This window comes from Actinomadura chokoriensis, assembly GCF_041463665.1.
Lineage (GTDB): Bacteria > Actinomycetota > Actinomycetes > Streptosporangiales > Streptosporangiaceae > Spirillospora > Spirillospora chokoriensis_A.
The window spans coordinates 1-18,235 of record NZ_JAXCEJ010000044.1; the positions used below are offsets into that span (position 1 = coordinate 1).

The following is an 18,235-nucleotide window of genomic DNA, read 5'->3' on the forward strand; positions in this document are numbered from 1 at the left end:
CACTGGCGGAAGAGATCCGGCGGATCCACGCCGGCCAGGACGGGACCTACGGGTCACCGCGGGTCACCGCCGAGCTGCGCGATACGGGCCGTCGGGTGAACCACAAGCGTGTCGAACGAGTGATGCGCGCGTTCGGGATCGTTGGCGTACACCTGCGCAAGAAGGTCCGCACCACCGTGCCTGAGCCGTCGCATCAAAAGATCCCTGACCTGATCAAGCGGGACTTCACCGCCGCAGTGCCGAACCGGCGCTACGTCGGCGACATCACCTACCTACCGGTCGGCGATGGGAAGTTCCTCTACCTGGCGACGGTGATCGATCTGTGCTCTCGTCGCCTGGCGGGCTGGTCGATCGCCGACCACATGCGCACCGAGCTGGTCATCGACGCCCTGGAGGCGGCGGCCCGCACCCGGGGTGGGCGCCTGGACGGGGCGACCTTCCACTCCGATCACGGCGGGCAATACGGCTCGGCCGACTTCGCGGCCGCGTGCGCCCGGCTCGGGGTGGTCCAGTCGATGGGTGCGGTGGGCACCAGCGCCGACAACGCGGCGGCCGAGGCGTTCAACGCCACCCTGAAACGAGAGACGTTGCAGGGCCGCAAGCGCTGGAACGGGCCGCGAGAGGCCCGGCTGGCGGTGTTTCGGTGGGTCACGCGGTACAACACCACCCGCAGGCACTCGGCCCTCGGTCAGACCAGCCCGATCGACTACGAACAACAGTTCATTAAGGTGACTCAAGCCGCATAACAGCCGGTGTCCACACTTTGGGGGAAGCCCCCACCTTCACCGCACCGTCCTTCGGGCCCGTCCACACCCGGCACGTCCGCCACCACACCTGCACCAACCCGGCGCGGTGCAGTTGCCGCCCCGATCCCTGCCACGCCCGCCGCACCCTCGACCACTGCCCGCACGGACGCCTGATCGCCTGCTTCGCCCGCCATGAGCCCGGCGACGACGAGATCGGGCAACCGCTGTGCCCCGACTGCTACGACCATGACCACCACGTGGTCTGGAACAACTCCGCGGGCGAGCTGTGGCGACGTACCAAGCAGGCCGTCACCCGGCGTCTCAACCAGCTGGCCCGCTCGCGTGGTCTGGCCAAGGTGCGGGTGTCTCACGGCAAGGTCGCCGAGTTCCAAGCCCGCGGCTCGATCCACTTTCACGCTCTGCTGCGCCTGGACGGCGTTGATCCCGATGACCCGGCGGCCGTCATCCCTCCGCCCGCCGGGATCACCGCCGCCGACCTGGACGACGCCGTTCAGCATGCTGCCGCGCACATCACCTGCACCACTGACCCGCACCCGGCCCGGCCCGGCGGATGGCCGATCGCCTGGGGCGACCAGGTCGACGTTCGTATCATCAGCGTGGGCGGCGAGTCCGTCAGTGACGCCATGGTGGCCGGTTACCTCGCCAAATACGCCACCAAGGGCACCGAGGTCACTGGACACACCTCCCGCCGCCTCCACGACGCCAACGTTCGGCTGTATGCCGACCCGGCCGGCACCCACACCGAGCGGCTCGTCTGGGCCGCGTGGGCCCTCGGGGAACATCCCGGCTTCGAATCCCTGCGGCGTTGGGCGCACATGCTCGGCTTCGGCGGCCACTTCCTCACCAAAGCCCGCCACTACTCGGTCACCTTCGCCGCTCTGCGCGCCGCACGCGTCCTGTACCGCCGCACCCAACCCCAAGGGCCCGAGCACTCCGACGAACGGTTTCAGCGTCAAGGCGACCTTGACGCTGAAACCACGACCGTCCTCGCCCGCCTGTCCTACGTCGGGTCGGGCTGGAAGACCACCGGAGACGCGCTCCTAGCCAACACCGCCGCCGACCAAGCCCGCCGACGACACCAAGCCGGACGTGAAGACCTCGTCCATGAGTTTCACCTCGCCGACTTCTCCGAACGAGCCGCATGACCCTGGAAGGAACGTGATGACAGAGATTCTCGAACGTCAGGATGCCGCCGGGCTGCTGCTTGGCGGCTGGTGCACCACTGAGGAACTCGCCGAGATCATCGGAGTTGACCCCTCGACGCTGCGGCGCTGGCGTACTGCCGACCCCATCCAGGGGCCTCCGTTCGTCCGGCTGTCGGGCGCGGTCACCCGGTACAACGCCATGGACGTGCAACGCTGGCTGCTGAGCCGCCGGATCGACCCTCAGGAGCAGAGCCGGTGAGTCAACGCGAACAGATCCCGGTCGGCGTCTCGCTGTCCGCCGATATCGAATACCGGGCTGGGCGGCCCCATCCGTACCGCGCGCGGGTGCGCTGGGTCGACCCTTCGACACGGCGTCGACGCTCGGTGTCTGAGTCGGTGGAGACAGAGCAACAGGCGCAAGCCTGGATCGAGGAGATCCAGAAAGGCGCGCGGGCGGGAATCGACCCGGCCACGTTCACGATGACCCTCGCCGAGTACGGCCAGAGCGTGATGACGCTGGCAACGCGGGGCCTGGAGAGCAAGACGCTTGATCCGTACTTGGCGGGCTGGCGTCGCCGAGTGGTCCCGTCGCTGGGGCATCTGCCCGTGCGCATGATCACCAATGGTGCTGTCGACCGGACGGTTCACGCCTGGATCTCCGACGAATGCGGGCGGTCAACCGTCAAGAACAGCCTCGCCATCCTCGTGCGGGTCATGGAACAGGCCGTACGGGACGGCATCATCACCCACAACCCCGCGCGCGTGACCGGCTGGCAACAGCAGTACAAGCGGGCCGAAGACGAGCTTGACGACCCTCGCGCGCTCGCGCTTCCCACTTGGGCCGCGCTCGTCGAGCTGGCCGCCGCCCTCGTCGAGCGGTCCTCCGATCACTACGAAGGATGGGGAGAGGTCGTCATCTTCGCCGCCTGCACGGCTGCTCGCATCGGGGAAGTCTCCGGAGTGCGCGTCAGCGACATCGATCGGGACACCTGGACCTGGACGGTTCGCCGGCAGACCACCCCCGGCCCCGGCGGCCTGGTCGACAAGGGAACCAAGGGCAAGAGGGCCCGGCCGGTGCCGCTGATCGAGGAAATCCGGCCCATGGTCGCCCGGCGCCTGGACGCTCTAACCGGCAAGCCTGCCGCTCGGTTGTTTATCGGCCCTCGGGGCGGCCGCATCACCACGGCGGTACTGCGGGACGCAACGCACTGGGACGAGGTGGTGACCCGGCTCGGATACGAGTATCTCCGGCGTCACGACCTGCGCCATACCGGCCTGACGTGGCTGGCTGATGCGGGCGTCCCGGTGCATGTGCTCCGGAAGATCGCCGGGCACGGATCGCTCAGTACGACACAGCGCTACCTGCATCCCGATGCCGCTTCGATCAACGCGGCCGGAGAGGCTCTGAGCCTGCATCTGGCTAACCGTGGGTCCCCGGATGGTCCCCGGCTCCGGGTCGTCTAGCTCGTCCTGGCGGAGCTGATCGGAAACATAAAAGCCCTGCTGACCACGGTGAACTCCATGGTCGACAGGGCTTCTTGTTCTGTCGGGACGGCGGGATTTGAACCCACGACCCCTTGACCCCCAGGCACAGAAGATCAGTCGATCAAGGTCGATGGAAGTCGATCGGGGAGCCGCTCACCTGCGAAAACATCCTGGGGAAGTCGCGGGCGGTCCGGAGGAGTCTGACCACGGTGGCTCCCCAATTGGCTCCCCGCGGCTCCTCTTTAGTTCGGGTGGTGTGTCACTGCAACAAGATCATTATGCCAGCCCTTCGGCTCGATGGAGGGCGGCTTGTCGCCGGTGTGTCGATGGGGTCTCTCTGCCGCACAGGGCTGGGTGCCACTTCAAGGACGGCCGGACGCCGACGGTCGCCGAGGGGGCGACGACCAGCCCAACGTGCTCCTGGAACATCCGCATGCCCCATCCTGCACGCCCACCAGACTTGTGGGTGGACAAGACTCCACAGATCAGGACCCCGGCGCCGCTTCAGCAGCTGCCCAGGGAAGTACGGCCCCGACCGCAGCTTCGGGATCGCCAATTCCACCGTGCCGACGCGGGTGTCCCAATCCCGGGACTGGTAGCCGTTGCGGCGGTTGACCCGCTCGTCCGAGCGCTGCCCGTAACTCGCACCACACTGCATCGGCCTCCGCGCTCATCAACGCCTCGGCCATCGTCTTGACCATCGACCGCAACGTATCGGGCTCACACGCCCCATCTGCTCGGCCAGCCACTCTGACCAGGTCAAACTCATACACCACCTCCGTGGACGCAGCTAAGATGTCCCAGATCTGTGGCCAGCCGTCCCCCTCCGCATCATCGGCGCTGGCCGACCGGCCCGACATGCCGAGCACTCGGCCGATGGCTCGGCCTGCTCGGTGTTGTCGATACCATCCCCGCGGGCCGGTTCCAGCCCGGCGCCCTCGCGTCCCACCTGCCCGCCGGACTTGCGGTCCTTGGACCGGACCCGCTGCGACCGCTGCCGCGCCCTGCCCTCCGCAGCGGCCTGGACACACTCTTGGACGTCGGCGTCCCGGAGTTCTCTCGAACTCAACCCCAGCCGGTGCTTGAGCTCGGCGTCCTCGGCTCTCAAACCTGCGTTTTCGGCCCCAACCCGGCCACCCGCGCCGTGAGCACTTCAACCTTGGCTGCCAGCACCCCCAACAGCGCGGACAGCTCCTCAAACGAGGACGGCGAGGACGGCACGTGATCCTGACCGATCCCCCAGCAAGATCAACATGGGAACACCATCATCAACCGGACGCAATCACCCAGTTCATGAAGACCCGTGAATGGACGCGAACCGCCTGACCAGCGCGATCTCAACTACCTATCCAGTTACATCCAACGATGATCTGGCTATTTAGTGCGAGAGCTGTCTTCAAATTTCCCGAAAGCACTACAGACATCGGCGTCTATCTGTCAGAATTGAGAGTTCGGGGAAGGAGGCCGCGTGTCCGATACCGGTGCCGAGGACGGCGCATCAAGCTCGGCTCCATCACTTACCAGGCCCGCGCTCGGTGTCGCTATCGCGATCATCGTGGTGTGGCTCGGGCTGCTCCTCTGGCTGGCCGTCGACACGTCGGCGAGCGAGGTCACCTGGTCGCGCCTGCTCGTAGTGCTTGGGTCGGTCGAGGCCGTCGCGTTCGCGGCGGTCGGCGCGCTGTTCGGCACGGCTGTGCAGCGGCAGCGGATCGACGATCTACAGACGCGGGCCGACGCCGCCGAGGCCCGCGCGGAGACCCATCAGGAGGCCGCCCTCAACGGGCGCGTGCTGGCCGCGGCGGTCAGGGCCTCTCGCGGAGCGGGCGAAGAAGGGAAGACCGAACGGCTCTCCACCGATGGCAGACCGGGCCGAGACGCCCTAGTGGCGCTGGCCGACCGGCTCTTCCCCGAATAGGGCTTCGCCGTGGAAGGGATCGGGAGGCTGCTGCACGATGGTGTCGCCGCCGGGACCGCGTTCATCGTCACCGCAGACGGTTTGGCCGCTACCGCAGCGCACGTCCTTGCGCCCGATCCGAACACCGAGTGGACATTCGAGCCGCTCACGATGCCCGGCCTGTCTCTCAAGGTTGACACAGCGCTGCCGGTCGATCCGGAGGCCGACGTGGCCCTCGTCCAGGTCGGCGCGGACCAGATCGGGGCCGACCTGGGCTGGCGACCGATAACCCTCGCGTCCCATGCGGCCGCCACTCCCGGGGACCCGGTGCACCTGCGCGGTTTCGCCGAGTCCCGCGACTTCGACTCCGGGGTCGGCCAGTACGTGGGCGAGACAGCGGAAAACGGCCGCACCTGGGTAAAGGTCAGTTGCAGACACGCCCAGCACGGCATGAGCGGGGCACCCGTGATCCTCACCGGCACGGGTTCGGTTATCGGTGTCGTCTCCGCCCGCTTAAACGCTCACCGCTGGAACCGCGACTCCGTCCTACTCAGCCGCATGACGGATTTCGTGGCGCTTGCCCCCGATCGCCTGCGCCTGGCCGCACCGGTCAGCGGGCCCGTCACCGGGACCCTGCGGCTGTCGTGGGAGCGGGACGGCGTGAGAGAGCCGATCCTGGAAACGGACGACTTCTCCATCTCGCTGGGCCGGAACTCGGCCAACCGCGTCTACCTGCCCGACGATCGGGACAGCCGCTTCCACGGGCATCTGAGCTTGGTCGGCACCACGCTCCAGTACCAGCACCTGGGCTCCCAACCTGCAACCCTGGACGGCCCCACACGGCAGGCGAAGATCACCAAGGGCGGCATCTGCATTGTAGGGGACAAGGACCGTCTGCACGTCGCGAGCGGGACCATTCTGGTGGAGTTCTCTGCGCCCGATCTGTTCGATCCGAACGCTAGGCCGACAGCCTCAACGAACGAGAAGTCGCAGCCGTGAACGACGACGCGACCGCCGACGGTCTCTACAGCCCTCCGCCACCGCTCGCGGGCGGCCCGGCGGTCATCGGCGAGACGATCGCCGGCCGCTGGTCGGTGTCGGGGATCCGCCGTGGCGGCCAGGCCTGGGTACTGACGGCAGACGACGTCGCACGCGGAGAACGCCGCGCGATCAAGGTCCCCCTCTCCGGGGCGCTCGCCGGTGACGCCGAACTCGCGATGCTCTTCGGTCTCGAACCGCACCCTCACATCGTCAGCGCCCTCGACGAGGTTATGGTCGGTGATCGCCGTGGCATCGTGTTCGAATTCCTCCCCTCGACGCTGGCCGACCTCCTCGGGCGGCTCCACGCCGATCCCACCGCGACCCATGCGTCCCCGCTCCACGGGACAGTCGCCGACATGCTCCAGCAGGTCTGCTCCGCCATGGCCCACCTGTCCAAGCGTACCGAGACGGCCCACCTCGACCTGAAGCCGTCGAACGTGCTCATCGACGGCACCGGTAACGCCAAGGTCGCCGATTTCGGCCTCTCCAAGCAAATCGAAATCCGCGACGGGCGCTTCCCTTCGGCGCATGGCGGGACTTGGGCGTATGCCGCACCCGAGGTGCTGCGACAAGAGCGGTGCGACACCCGAGCGGACATCTACTCGTTCGGCATCCTCCTCTACGAGGCCTGCACAGGAAAGCTTCCCTACCCTTTCCCGCTCGCCCCAGACCCCATCCGCCAGCGCGCCCAGCTGCTGGAGTACCACACCTCACAGGGACCAAGGCGGCGGTGCGTAGAGTTGTACTGGTGGGGCCAGAGCCATCTGACGCAGGTCCCCGTGGCACCACCGAGCGAGGCGGTCGCCATCATCCTCTCCAGTTGCCTGCAGGAACTCAGGGAAAAGCGCTCTCAGTCCTTCAGCGACCTCGCGGCCACCGTCCAAGCGGGATTCCAGCAGACCCTGGTGCGGACATCGCCCGCTCCACTGTCCGAGCCCGACCGGCAGCGCCGAGAACTGGCCCTGTCTCGCGCGCTGTTCAGGCTCGGCCGTTTCAACGAGGCGGTGAATCATCTGAACAGGCTGTTGGCCGCCCCCCTTCCCCTGGATCTTTTCCTGGGAGCGCGCCAGACAGCCTTGGACTCGCTGAACGCCGCCGGACGCCGCACGGAAGCCGACGTGCTCAAGGAGTGGACATGAGCCGAAAGAGCGGAGACCTCCTCCAACGGGTGCTGACGCTCGTCGAAGCCGGCCGCCGCCGGACGGCGATGGACGAGGTCCTGTGGCATCTACGGCACCCTTCGCCCGACGGGTCGGTGGCAGCCCAACTCGCGGGAATCCTCCTCTCGACAAGCCGCACGGTCAATCTCGAGGCGGCCGAACCGTTGACGCATCAGCAGCGGAATAGCGCACTCGTGGCTCACCTCATGACGGAGTGCTCGGCCTGCAACGCCGAATGGCACTCAAGCCACTCCGTTATCCCGGGGGAGATCACAGTGACTAACCCGGCGGGACTCCAATGCCAGGACTGCCGTTACACCTTATGCAGAGACTGCCTGGAGTGGTATCCGCCCGCGGAAACATCACACGTCGACGGCGCGCGTGTTTCGCTCAGCCACTGTCCCACCCCCGGCCACGGCAAACTGACCACCCCCGTGCTCCCGACTGGATGCCGTGGCGTCGAACCGGTGGACCCCGAGCGGATCGAGGGCGTCATCGTCACCCGGGACGGGCCTATCCTTCCGACGCTCGACGACGTCCTCCCCGTCGTGACCAGCTGGTTCCCGCTCATCGCCGACGATGCGCCCCTCATCCACATCCGCCGCGGCGATCCGCAACTCATGGGCGACGCCTCCGCCCGAGACGAGCTGGCCCGATCCCTCATCTGCAGTCTGGAGAGCGAAGGGGTTCTGGCATCGGGTGCCTGGGAGCGCTCGAAGCGGTTCCTCGCCAGCACTCGCGGTGGCGCGGTCGATGACGACCACCTGATCGTCTTGGTCCAGAAGCCGGAGGCATCTCCCTCGAGCACCGCACTCCCGCGCCCCCACCCCGCTTTCGGCCTGTCCTCTGGTATGGACAAAGACCGCATCGCCGCCGTCATCGGCAGACCCTCAACGGAGACCCCCGCAGGCTGGAACTACAACGACACGCCGCCGGGCTTCGACACTGAGATCGTCTTCGCCCGCGATCTGCTGACGACGGCCACGGTGACGTCCAAGGAGAACGGGCAGCCGGTCCTCAAAGTCACCGTCGAAGGGACATTCACCCCCTGGCTCGGCTACGCCGTGTACGCACTGGTCTTCCTGCTCGCCTATATGCCCGACGTCGATGGTTCCGCGACAGGAGACCTCGCCCAACAACTGCGGCCAAGGTTCGCCGAGGCGCCCTGGAGAACGGTGCCCCACAAGGACCTCATCGGGGAGGCCATAGCGGTGCTGAGGCCCTGGAGCAAACACCCCGGACACGGCAAGTACACCCTGGTACGGAGGACGGGAGGCGTGATGGTCCTCAATGACATCGGCTTCCTATGCGCATTCTGGCGGCTGACCGACGACCGATGCACGTTCATGCTGGATGAGAGCCCGGCCCAGCCCGCCGGCGGGCGTCCTGGACGCTCCTACGGGGGCCTCACCTCGACCGAACTCGTCGACGCCGTCGTCATGTGCCGCCTGGCCCGCCGCCGCGAGGACCCCGTCCTGCGCCGGGCCCTCGACGGGCTGCGCCAGGCATGCGGCCATCCGTCCTGCCCACTCGCCGCCGCTCTGGAGCGGCTCGCCTTCGGAACGCACGGCCCAGCGCTGTTCCAGGAGGGACTGGAGCCCGACGAGGTGGAGATCATCGACACGATCCTCCAGCGACTCGCCGATGCCCACCCGCAGGCGCTCTGACACCCGCGCCGTCGCCTTAATACACCTAGCACGCCGCCAAAGTCGCGTCCGGCCTCGCCCCGGGCGGTCCGTGACGAGTGGCTCAAGACCGAGATCACCCGCATCTATACCGACAACTACCGGGTCTATGGCGCCAGGAAGGTCTGGCGGCAGTTGTAACGCGAGGGCCACCAGGTGGCGCGCTGCACGGTTGAGCGCCTGATGCGCGAACTCGGCCTGCACGGTGCCCGTCGCGGACGCAAGATCCGTACCACCGTGCGCGCGGATGGGCACGAACGTGCGGCCGACCTGCTGCGGCGAGACTTCACCGCGCCACAACACCCTCCTCACATCAGGTGTTGCGACGATCAGTTGAATCCGCCCTCCACCCCCCGCTCGTCTCACCAGGCCGTACTGGCGGGCCCAGCCGAGCATCGCGCGGTAGCCGCCGGCGGTGGCTGGGAAGGTATGGGTGTCCAGCAGTGCGCCGAGCGCGCTGACCACGGCGGCACTGTGGGTGTCGCGGTGGGTGTCCACCCCCAGGACGACCTCAGGGCCGCAGGACGAGGCAGTATCGGGCAGGCTGGCGGGGCTCATTCGGTTTCCGATCGGCTCGATCACGGGCTGGATGGCCGACGTCGGACCGGTTCGGGCGGTCAGGACTGTGACGGTGCCTGTCGCGAAGGCCCCTATCGGGACACGCTCTGACCGGTCCGGCGGCGGGCAAGTACCGTCCCAGACCAGCAGCCGACAGATCGGCGCTCAAGACACCACGGTCAGTCGCAGCACCGGTCAGGCTGCGGCCCGGGACGGCACCCCTTGATCCTCACAGTCACAGCAGGCGATGCACACGTCCTGCACGCCGCGGTTGCGCAGTTCGGCCAGCACCGTCATCCAGTGCTTGGCGCCCTCGCCGCCGGTCCCCACCCACATCCCCAGCACGTCCCGCTCGCCGTGGCAGTTGATGCCCACCGCCACGTAGACCGGACGGTTGGCCACCTGACCTTCGCGGATCTTGACATACAGCGCGTCGATCAGCACCACGGGGTAGACGCTGTCGAGCGGCCGGGCCCGCCAGGCCTCCATCTCGGCCACGACCTTGTCGGTGACCCGCGAGATCAGGTCGCGGGACACCTCGACCTGGTAGATCTCGGCCAGGTGCGCGCGGATCTCCCCGGTGGTCAGACCTTTGGCGTACAACGAGACGATCGCCTCGTCGAACCCCTCGACCCGGCGGGCGTGCTTGGGCACGATCTGCGGGGTGAACTCGCCCGCCCGGTCCCGCGGCACCTCGATCCGCACCGGCCCGACCTCGGTCGACACCGTCTTGGCCGAACTGCCGTTGCGGTGATTACCCGACGGGCCCGCCGGGCGTTCACCCCGCTCATAGCCCAGATGCTCAGCCATCTCGGCCTCCAGCGCGGCCTGCAGAACCGTCTTGGTGATCCCGGCCAGCAACCCATCCGGCCCGACCAGCGACACCCCCTCGGCCTTCGCCTTCTCGATCAGCTCGGCCGCGAGCTGCACATCCAGCCCGCCCCGCGGCTCGTCCTCGTCGTGATTGGTCACAGATGATCCTTCCCGGCCGGGGCATCGGCCCCAGCCTTCCGGATCACCACCCCACCCACACGATCTTCAGGACAGTCCCGAGTCCGCGCGGAGCCGGTCCATGACCGGCCCAAACTCGCCTTCGGTGAGGTCGCTGCTGCTATTGATCGTGCGGCCGGGTACGCCGAGTTCGGCCAGGATTGTCTCCAGGAACCGGTAGCGGGCCGGGCCGCGTGGGATGCCAATGCCGGAGAGCCGGGCGTTGAGTGCTGTCTTGTTCTCTGAGGTGATGGGCTCGGACCGGATGGCGATTCGGGCGGCGATGATCTCTTCTTTAAGGGAGTCGATGACGTGGCTGGCCTCGCCCGTGCTCAGCTTCGAGAGGTTGCCGCCAGGGTGCCCGGTGAGCTCGGTGATACGGCGGCGCCGCGCCGTTTTGGTGTGGTACCGGTCATGGAGCTCGAACAGCAGATCGTGGATCCAGTCGACCTGGACTGTGGTCGCCTCGCGGTTGGCCCCTGAGAAGGTGGGTGGCGTGCCGGGGTCGGTCGAGGCCAGCATATGCAGCAGGCTGAGGGTCGCATAGCAGTCGGGGATCGCCCGGTGCAGGCTCCCCGGCTGGGCTGTTGGGTGGTCGACACCGAGCCAGCGCTGGTATGCCTGCTGAGCGCATTCCCACCGTGAGGTGCTCCACCATGCCGTAAGTTCGGCAACCTCTTCCTCGGTGGCCCAGTCCTCACCGCTGATCAGCTTCTGCTCGAACGCGATCTGGAAGGCGATGATGCGCCGGCCTCTCAGCAACTTGACCAGGTCCTGGTACCCGCCGTCGTTCCAGAAGTCCCGCGCGTACTTAACGTTGGAGTCGGTGAGTCCGTGGACGGCGGTCGCGTCAGGAGCGATGGGGTCGACAGGGTGGAAGAGTTCTTGGTGCAGGACCTCCCCCCGCCCGGAGACTAGGCCGACCTCTACGATCTCGGGGTTCGCGTCGGGGTGCGTGCTGGTCTCGCAATCCAGGATCACCGTGTCTGGATCGGCCAGCACCTCCTTCGCCCACTGCTGGACATCCGCACGATTCTCCTCGTGGATCCCTCGAATTCTTCCCATCACGCCTCCTGATCCACTACCCGGGCAGTCAGCATGCCCTACAAACGCATGGGTTGCCTTCGCTCGAATGACTGCTCGCCCTCCGTGACGAGGTGTGTTGCATTGGTCGCGGTAAGTGATGCTGTGGCGTACCGTGCGGTGATTCGCGCCATCCGGGCGGGGTTCTCCGCCGGACTGGGATGAAGCTTCCGCGGATGGCCTTCGAGGCCCGCCGCTCAGGGTCGGGCTCGGAGGGTGGTGCGCACCGGGGGGTCGTCGTGGAGGTCGGGGCTCAGGATGCGGCGGGTCACGGCGTCATGCTCTTGGAACACGGCGTGGTGAGTGAGGCCGAGGTCGGACCGGAGGGAGGCGGCGAAGCGGTCGCGGAGGGGGACTGAGGAAGGGGAGGGGCCCGCTTCGGTGACGGTCTCGGCGTCCATGGCCAGCAGTTCTGCCCCGTATTGGTCGGCTACTGTGGCGGCGATCTGGAAGCCGTCATGGTCGAGGTCTCCGGTGTAGCGGAGCCGGACGCCTCGGTCGCGGGCCAATTGCAGGAACACGTGGTCGACGGCACGCAGGTGGCCGCTGGTGCAGGCCAGCGGGACGTCGGAGCCGCAGGCCATGGCCGCCTCCAGCACGGACGGGTTCTCGACGACCGTCACGGTCTGCGGGGCCAGGATGGGTGGATCGCGGGTCAGGTCCAGCAGGGTCAGGGCGACCGGGACGTCGGACTCGCGGAGTCTGCGGTCGATTACACCGTCCCCGGTGGTACGGATGCGGTGCAGCAGGATGGTTGACGTGAGCCGGTCGGCAAAGATCCCCGCTTCGGCCAGCAGCGCACGGGTGTGGTGGGGAAGGGTGGGCTCGGGGCGGCCGGTGACCTCCATGACCGCGTAGACCAGGCAGCTGCCGTTGAATCCGCCCAGGTCGAAGTAGTGCGGGTCGCCCGCGCAGTCGTGAGCGAGCTTCGGCAGGCTGACCGGAGGGGTATAGGGCACGCGTTCGGTGACGTGGGCCAGCGCGGTGATGAGGCGGCGGGCCTTGGGGACGTCGGCGCCGATGCCGCTGGCTTTCAAGCGGCGGACCAGCCGGGGGAGGCGGGGGAACGCCGCGTCGGCGTGCTCCCAGAGTTCGCGGCGCTGCCCGGCCGCCTCCCGCCGGTCGGCGGCCAGATTCACCACGGGCCTGCCCGTGACCTGCTCGGCCAGGAGAGCCACCTCGTTAGCGGACGCATTGGCGACCTGGAGGAGTTCGCGCAGCGGCACGTCGGTCGTGGTGCCCTCGACGGTGACGGCGGAGCGGCCGCGGCGTCGCCGGGTGGACGTGTCCAGGTATGTACGCAGCTCGGCCAGGGCTCCCAGCGGGAGGTCCGTCACTTTCAGGGTGACGATCTGGTCGGCGGACCGTCCCGCGCAGAGCCGGTCGTGCAGGGCCTTCCAGAAGGGGACGAAGTCTGGGTCCCGGGCGAACCCGGCGAGGATCCCGCTCACGCCATCCCGTCCAGAGTGACCGGCCGGGGTTTGCCGTGGCCCTCCCACAGCCAGGGGATGGTGATGCGGTTGCGGCCGGAGGCGACGACCTGGTGGACCATGGCCCGGCCCGCCTCCCGTTTGATCATGGGGGTGATGGACGGCGTGGTGGCCAGCACGTCGAAGTCCCAGGAGCGCAGCAGCGCCAGCACCTGACGCAGGTTGGGCTCGTCGAAGGCGGCGTCGATCTCGTCGATCGACAGCAGGCGCGGCCCGCGGTAGTCGCCCGAGTACATGGACCAGGCGGCGGCCAGCAGCGGCAGCATCGTGGCGAGCCTGCGCTCACCGGTGGACAGCGTCTCCAGCGGGTTGGAGCGCGTGCCGACCTTGCGGAAGGCCTCGTTCGGCGATCCGTCGCCGAAGGAGGAGTGGGTCACGAAGATGTCCCAGTCGTGCCAGGAGCGGTAGTCGAAGGTGTGGGCGACCCGGTCGGGCCAGGGCTCGTCGGCCTTCGCGTCCATCCGCTGGCGCAAGACGGTGTACATCTCCTCGAAGGACCGGTCGGTCGGGGCCTCCTCGATGAGTTTGATCATGCGGACCGCGTCCTCGTCCTCCTTGCGCACGTCCCAGTCGACCTGGATGCCGACGTTCGCCACGCCCGTGCGGACGCCGTCCAGCGTCTCGCGGATCTGCCGGACCAGCTCGCGGGCCGCCTCCCGGCGGATCTGGATGTCCTTGCGGAGCCGGGTGAACATGCCGGTGCGCATCGCCTGCTTGAAGTCGTCGCGCAGGTCCTCTTCGAGCAGGGCGATGCTCGCCTCCAGGGACGCCAGGGCATCGCTCAGGTCCTCGCCGCGCACGGTGTCGGGCTCGGCGACGACGGCGCGGCGCCACTCGGTCCCCTCGATCGAGACGAGCATGACCTGGCGGTTGAAGCGGGCCAGTTCGCCACTGGTGTCGCGGGCGCTGTTCTCGACCGTTTTCAGTGCCCGGTCACGGAACCGGACGAGCTGGGCGTGCCGGTCCGCGTGCGCGTGGCGGTCGGCCAGCAGCAGCCGTGACCACTCCAGGGCGGCGGTCAAGTGGGCCGGCCGGCCGGACGGGTCGGCGGTGATGCCGTCCGGCAGCGTGGCCAGACCTTCGTCGATCAGGCGGCCGAGGGTGCGCACGCAGCGGTCGCGTTGCTGCTCAGCGGCCCGGCGTTGCGGAGCGACGTTCTCCAGGGTGACCTCTGCCCTGGTCTGCTCCTTGTCGGCTTTCTCCTTCTCTGTGTGGAGTGTCTCGATCTCCGACTTGACCCGGCTGAGCTGTTCGGAGAGCCGGTTCTTGGTGGTGAGAAGGTCGTCGTATTCGGCGCCATAGAGCCTGCGCATCGTCTCGACCGCGGCAACGGCCTTCCTCGCTTTGGCGCGTGCCTGACCGGCCCGGTCGGACATCTTGGTGGCAGTGGCCCGGGCCATGGCGGCGGTCTGGTGATCGCGGCGTGCGGCCCGCATCAGTTCGGTGCAGCGGAGAGCTGCCATGCGGCCGTCCCGGACCAGCAGTTCGAGTGCGCCGACCGCTCCGGCGTGGTTGTCCAGGGCGTCATGGGACGTGGGAAGCAGGGAGCCGTCCGGGAGGGCGGCCGCCTTGTTGAGGGCGCCCAGCGCGGACCGGACCGTCCTGGTGGCCTCGTCATGCTTCTCGGCTGCGTCGATGGCGGCGGTCTCGGCGCGGATGAGCGCCTCCTGCGCGCGATCTTCGGCGCTGTGCGCGGTGCGGACGGCGTTCACCGCGGAGTGGGGGAACCCGTTCTGTTCTTCGTCAGCCTCCTCCTGGGCGCGGGCGGCTTCCAGGCGGGCGGTCTCGCATCCTTGGGCGGATCGCCGCAGTTCCGCGGCGTTCTCCTCCGCCTTGGAGGCGGCGGAGCCGGTGGATCGTGCTGTCCGCTCGGCGTGCTCCAGGCTCTGCCGGGCTCGATCGAGCCGGGCGGAACGTGCGTCGGAGCGTTGCCGGAGGGTCGTCATGACCTGCTGGAGCGCGAGGTCCGCCTGAGCGGTGCGCTGCGCCGCCTGCCGCTCGGCGATGGAATGCTCGCGGGTCAGGTTGGCGAGGTCGTGGCGGGCCGAGAAGAGCGCCTCGGCGGTGGGCAGGGCATCCCGTTCGGCGGCCGCGGCGAGGACGTGGCTTTCGCGTCGGTTGAGTTCCTGGCGGGCCTGTCGCAGTTCCTGCTCGCGCTCGGCGAGGCGCTGCTCCAGATCGGCGAGGCGCTGTCGCCGGGCGCGTTCCCGGGCAGTACGGCCGATGTAGGCCGCCTGGTAGCCCTCGGGACAGGCGGCGGTGAGCACGCCGTTGCGCAGGGCGCCGGGCGCGGGGGAGTCGACCGGGATCGAGCGCAGCAGCCGGTGGATCGCCTCGGCGGAGCCGCCGTCCTGCACGTCGGGCTGGAGGAAGTCGGCCAGTGGCCGGTGCGGGGCGGGCGCGGTGGGAGTGAGGACGAGATCACCGGCGACCGGGCGGCCGTCCGGCCTGATCAGCGCGTCGAGGAGACCCGACGCCAGCAGGGCTCCTTCGAGCCGGTCGGCCTCCTCGGTGGGAAGGTGGCCGGCGAAGTCGACGACGGCCCACAGGGGGACGCCGTCGTCGGCCGAGCGCGACCGCCATTGCGGTGCGGGCGGGACGGGGGCGGTCCGGCGCGCTCGCACCACGTCGGCGCGCAGTTCCTCGATGCCTGCTTCGATCGTTTTGATGACCTCGCGGGTCTCGGCGACCTGATGGTGCAGTTCCGCGGCGGCCGCCGCGTGGGCCTTGTGGGCAGCCAGGCGGACGGACGCGGGCTCGACCTCGCGCAGCGCCTCGTCGGAGAGCGGAGCCGACGGCTCGGGGAGCGGGATGGCGCCGGGACCGAGGTAGGCCAACGCCGTTCGCCAGCGGTGAGCGCCGACCAGCCAGTCGCGGGCGGCCTGGAGCGCGGCGGCCGCGGCGTCGGAGCGGCGCCGCCAAGCGTCCCGCTCCGCCTCCCCCGCGTCGGTGATCTCGCGGTGGTGGTCGGCACGCGCCTGCTCGAGCTCGGTCTGATCGGCCTGTTCCGCGGCGGCGTTCTCGGCTTGGACGTCCAGCAGGCCGCCTTCTTCCTCTCGTACCGCGCCGAGTGCCCGGCGGTGGGCGGCGTGGGCATCGGCGGCGGCCCCTTCGGCGGCGTTCATGAGGGCCTCGGCGGTCGCCGCACGTTCCCGATGCCCGGTCAGGTCGATGCGCAGGCTGGCGGCAGCCACTTCCTCGGACAGCCATCGCCGGATCCGGTTCGCGGGCAGGCGGTCGTTCTCGGCGGCCTGATCCGATGCGCACAGGTCGGGTGGCGGCGGCCGGAGGTGGCGCAGCCGGCCGGACCAGGTGCCGAGCTCGTCGAGGAACACGGTCTCGGCCTCCTGCCGATCGCGGGTGGCGCCTTCCAGGGCCTCGCGCGTGACGGACTCCCCGGTCTCGGCTTCCTGCCTTCCCTGGGCGAGGGTCCGTTCCGCCGTCTGGGCCTCGCCGTGCAGGCGCAGCGCGGCCCGGACCCGGGCGACTTTGCCCGTGCGCGCTTCGGTCCAGGCGAGCGGTGTCGCGCACAGTCCGTCCAGATCGACAGCCGGCGGCTCGGTGTGCGGCTCGGCGGCACAGAGCCCGTGGTAGACCGAGATCATGCGGTCGGTCGCGGACGCGGCACCGAGATGTTCACCGTCCTGTCGCAGCCGCTCGGCGAAATCGAGCAGATGACCCTGCGCCTGGTGTGCTCTGGAAGCCGATTCCGCGGAGCCGTCCATCGCCGTACCGGCATCGGTGGCGGCCTGCTCGGCCTGCGCCTCGGCGTCAGCGGCGGTGTCGTCCAGCTCGGCGGCGCGTTCCTCGCGAAGGGGCAGCTCGGCCCCCGCGTGGTCCCTGAGCATCCCCTCGGCGGCGGACAGCTCGCCTTCCAGCCGGGAGACGCCCTCGTATTTCCGCGAGAGCCGCCCCTGGATCCCCTCGGCCGTCGCCTGTGCCCTCTCCAGATCATGGGACGCCTGGCGCGCCTGGCGGGTCTGTTCGTCGTAGGCGTTGTTGGCGGCGGCCAGTTCGGCGGCCTGGAGCTGGGCGACCGCGCTGCGGTAGCTGCGGTAGTGCTTGTCCGTCTGGGCCAGCAGCCGCGCCTCCTTGCGGGACTGGTCGAGATGCTTCTCCAGCTCGGAGATCCGCGCCATCGCATCGGCGACGACCTTGAGTCGATCGGGTTCGAGCGCTGGCAGCGCGTCGGTGAGGACTTGGCGCATTTCCTTGGGCGAGATCGCCTCAGCCGTCCGCACGCTGCGCAGGCTGCGCAGCACACCCACGAGGGCCTCGAACTGGATCTCGTTCAACGGGGCGAACAGGTGGTTCCGGACGGCGTCGCGGAACTCGTGCTCGTCCCCGAGGCTCAGCGGCACGCCGGCGAGTGCCGAGCGGGGGACGGCCGAGGACAGGAACAGCTGGCCGCCGAGTGCGGCGAGCTGCCCGCCGAGATCGTCGATCTTCACCGTGGTGCGATCGCGCCGCAGGGTCAGCTCGTGGCCCACGCGCCCTGGCACGATGAAGAAGGCGCGCTGGAGTTTCCCGCCGGTCGAGCGCAACCACATCCCGGTGGTCATGTACCGGGTCTGCCCGGTGTGCTCGTCGCGGTACCCGTACTCCAGCCACCACAGGCCGGTCCGGTCCTCCTGCTCGTTGCGGTCGGTGTGCCTGCTGGCCAGGGTCCCGCTGGCCTTTCCGGACACCGACAGCGCCTTCTGCGAGATCTCGGCGTCGAGCAGCACGGTGATCAGCATGGAGGCGGTGAGCGACTTGCCCGAGCCGTTGGGCCCGGCAAGGGCGAGCCAGCCGCCGGCGAAGAAGAGGACCTCGTCCGACCAGGCCCACGAGTTGATCGCGCCGGCCCGGGTCGGCTGCCAGCGGCCCTCGGCACCCGGAACGCCCAGCACTGCCGTCTCGGTCACCGGGTGGAGCAGGTTTGCGTCAGGGGACAC

General features: G+C 68.9%; 11 protein-coding genes and 2 pseudogenes. 8 read left to right on the forward strand and 5 right to left on the reverse strand.

From position 1 onward, the window contains the following. From SM418_RS36860 to SM418_RS36875, 4 genes are all read left to right on the forward strand, one after another. Positions 1 to 746: IS3 family transposase (locus tag SM418_RS36860; protein ID WP_371946281.1), on the forward strand; the 746-nt coding region annotated here is incomplete at its 5' end. Positions 747 to 763: 17 nt separating this feature from the next. Continuing rightward, positions 764 to 1,912 (forward strand): replication initiator, encoded by a 1,149-nt coding sequence (locus SM418_RS36865; RefSeq protein WP_371946282.1) that lies wholly within the window; start codon positions 764 to 766, stop codon positions 1,910 to 1,912. A gap of 16 nt (positions 1,913 to 1,928) precedes the next feature. Then, positions 1,929 to 2,171 carry a helix-turn-helix transcriptional regulator gene (locus tag SM418_RS36870; protein ID WP_371946283.1) on the forward strand — a complete coding sequence of 81 codons (243 nt, stop codon included), beginning with the start codon at positions 1,929 to 1,931 and terminating at the stop codon, positions 2,169 to 2,171. Further along, entirely contained in the window at positions 2,168 to 3,376 is a 1,209-nt protein-coding gene (locus SM418_RS36875) for a tyrosine-type recombinase/integrase (RefSeq protein ID WP_371946284.1), read from the forward strand. The genes SM418_RS36870 and SM418_RS36875 overlap by 4 nt, the downstream gene beginning before the upstream one ends. Before the next feature lie 514 nt (positions 3,377 to 3,890). Here SM418_RS36875 and SM418_RS36880 read toward each other — a convergent pair. Then, positions 3,891 to 4,166 (reverse strand): annotated as a pseudogene (locus tag SM418_RS36880) (transposase); the annotation flags it as partial. Between the two features lie 699 nt (positions 4,167 to 4,865). On the opposite strand from SM418_RS36880, the gene SM418_RS36885 reads away from it, so the two are divergent. Genes SM418_RS36885 through SM418_RS36900 form a run of 4 tightly spaced genes read left to right on the forward strand, consistent with a single transcriptional unit; the run spans position 4,866 to position 9,159 of the window. Then, on the forward strand, positions 4,866 to 5,312 hold the full coding sequence (locus SM418_RS36885; RefSeq protein WP_371946285.1) for a hypothetical protein: 447 nt from the start codon (positions 4,866 to 4,868) through the stop codon (positions 5,310 to 5,312). A gap of 9 nt (positions 5,313 to 5,321) precedes the next feature. Beyond that, positions 5,322 to 6,290 carry a trypsin-like peptidase domain-containing protein gene (locus tag SM418_RS36890; RefSeq protein ID WP_371946286.1) on the forward strand — a complete coding sequence of 323 codons (969 nt, stop codon included), beginning with the start codon at positions 5,322 to 5,324 and terminating at the stop codon, positions 6,288 to 6,290. Next, positions 6,287 to 7,471 (forward strand): serine/threonine-protein kinase, encoded by a 1,185-nt coding sequence (locus SM418_RS36895; protein ID WP_371946287.1) that lies wholly within the window; start codon positions 6,287 to 6,289, stop codon positions 7,469 to 7,471. The genes SM418_RS36890 and SM418_RS36895 overlap by 4 nt, the downstream gene beginning before the upstream one ends. After that, a complete protein-coding gene (locus SM418_RS36900) occupies positions 7,468 to 9,159 on the forward strand; it encodes a hypothetical protein (RefSeq protein WP_371946288.1) in 1,692 nt (563 codons plus the stop codon). The genes SM418_RS36895 and SM418_RS36900 overlap by 4 nt, the downstream gene beginning before the upstream one ends. Before the next feature lie 810 nt (positions 9,160 to 9,969). Here the strand turns inward: SM418_RS36900 and SM418_RS36905 are convergent. From SM418_RS36905 to SM418_RS36920, 4 genes and pseudogenes are all read right to left on the reverse strand, one after another. Next, positions 9,970 to 10,671, reverse strand: a pseudogene (locus tag SM418_RS36905) (IS256 family transposase); the annotation flags it as partial. A gap of 102 nt (positions 10,672 to 10,773) precedes the next feature. After that, on the reverse strand, positions 10,774 to 11,790 hold the full coding sequence (locus SM418_RS36910; protein ID WP_371946290.1) for a 3'-5' exonuclease: 1,017 nt from the start codon (positions 11,788 to 11,790) through the stop codon (positions 10,774 to 10,776). A 215-nt stretch (positions 11,791 to 12,005) separates the two neighbouring features. After that, complete coding sequence (locus SM418_RS36915; RefSeq protein ID WP_371946291.1) at positions 12,006 to 13,259, reverse strand: DUF2399 domain-containing protein; 1,254 nt, start codon at positions 13,257 to 13,259, stop codon at positions 12,006 to 12,008. Next, complete coding sequence (locus SM418_RS36920) at positions 13,256 to 18,235, reverse strand: SbcC/MukB-like Walker B domain-containing protein (RefSeq protein WP_371946292.1); 4,980 nt, start codon at positions 18,233 to 18,235, stop codon at positions 13,256 to 13,258. Before SM418_RS36920 ends, SM418_RS36915 begins: the two co-directional genes overlap by 4 nt.

Coding starts and splice junctions, on each gene's coding strand:
- SM418_RS36870 (WP_371946283.1), top strand. CDS start 1,929: ATGACAGAGATTCTCGAACGTCAGGATGCCGCCGGGCTGCTGCTTGGC.
- SM418_RS36900 (WP_371946288.1), top strand. CDS start 7,468: ATGAGCCGAAAGAGCGGAGACCTCCTCCAACGGGTGCTGACGCTCGTC.
- SM418_RS36910 (WP_371946290.1), bottom strand. CDS start 11,790: ATGGGAAGAATTCGAGGGATCCACGAGGAGAATCGTGCGGATGTCCAG.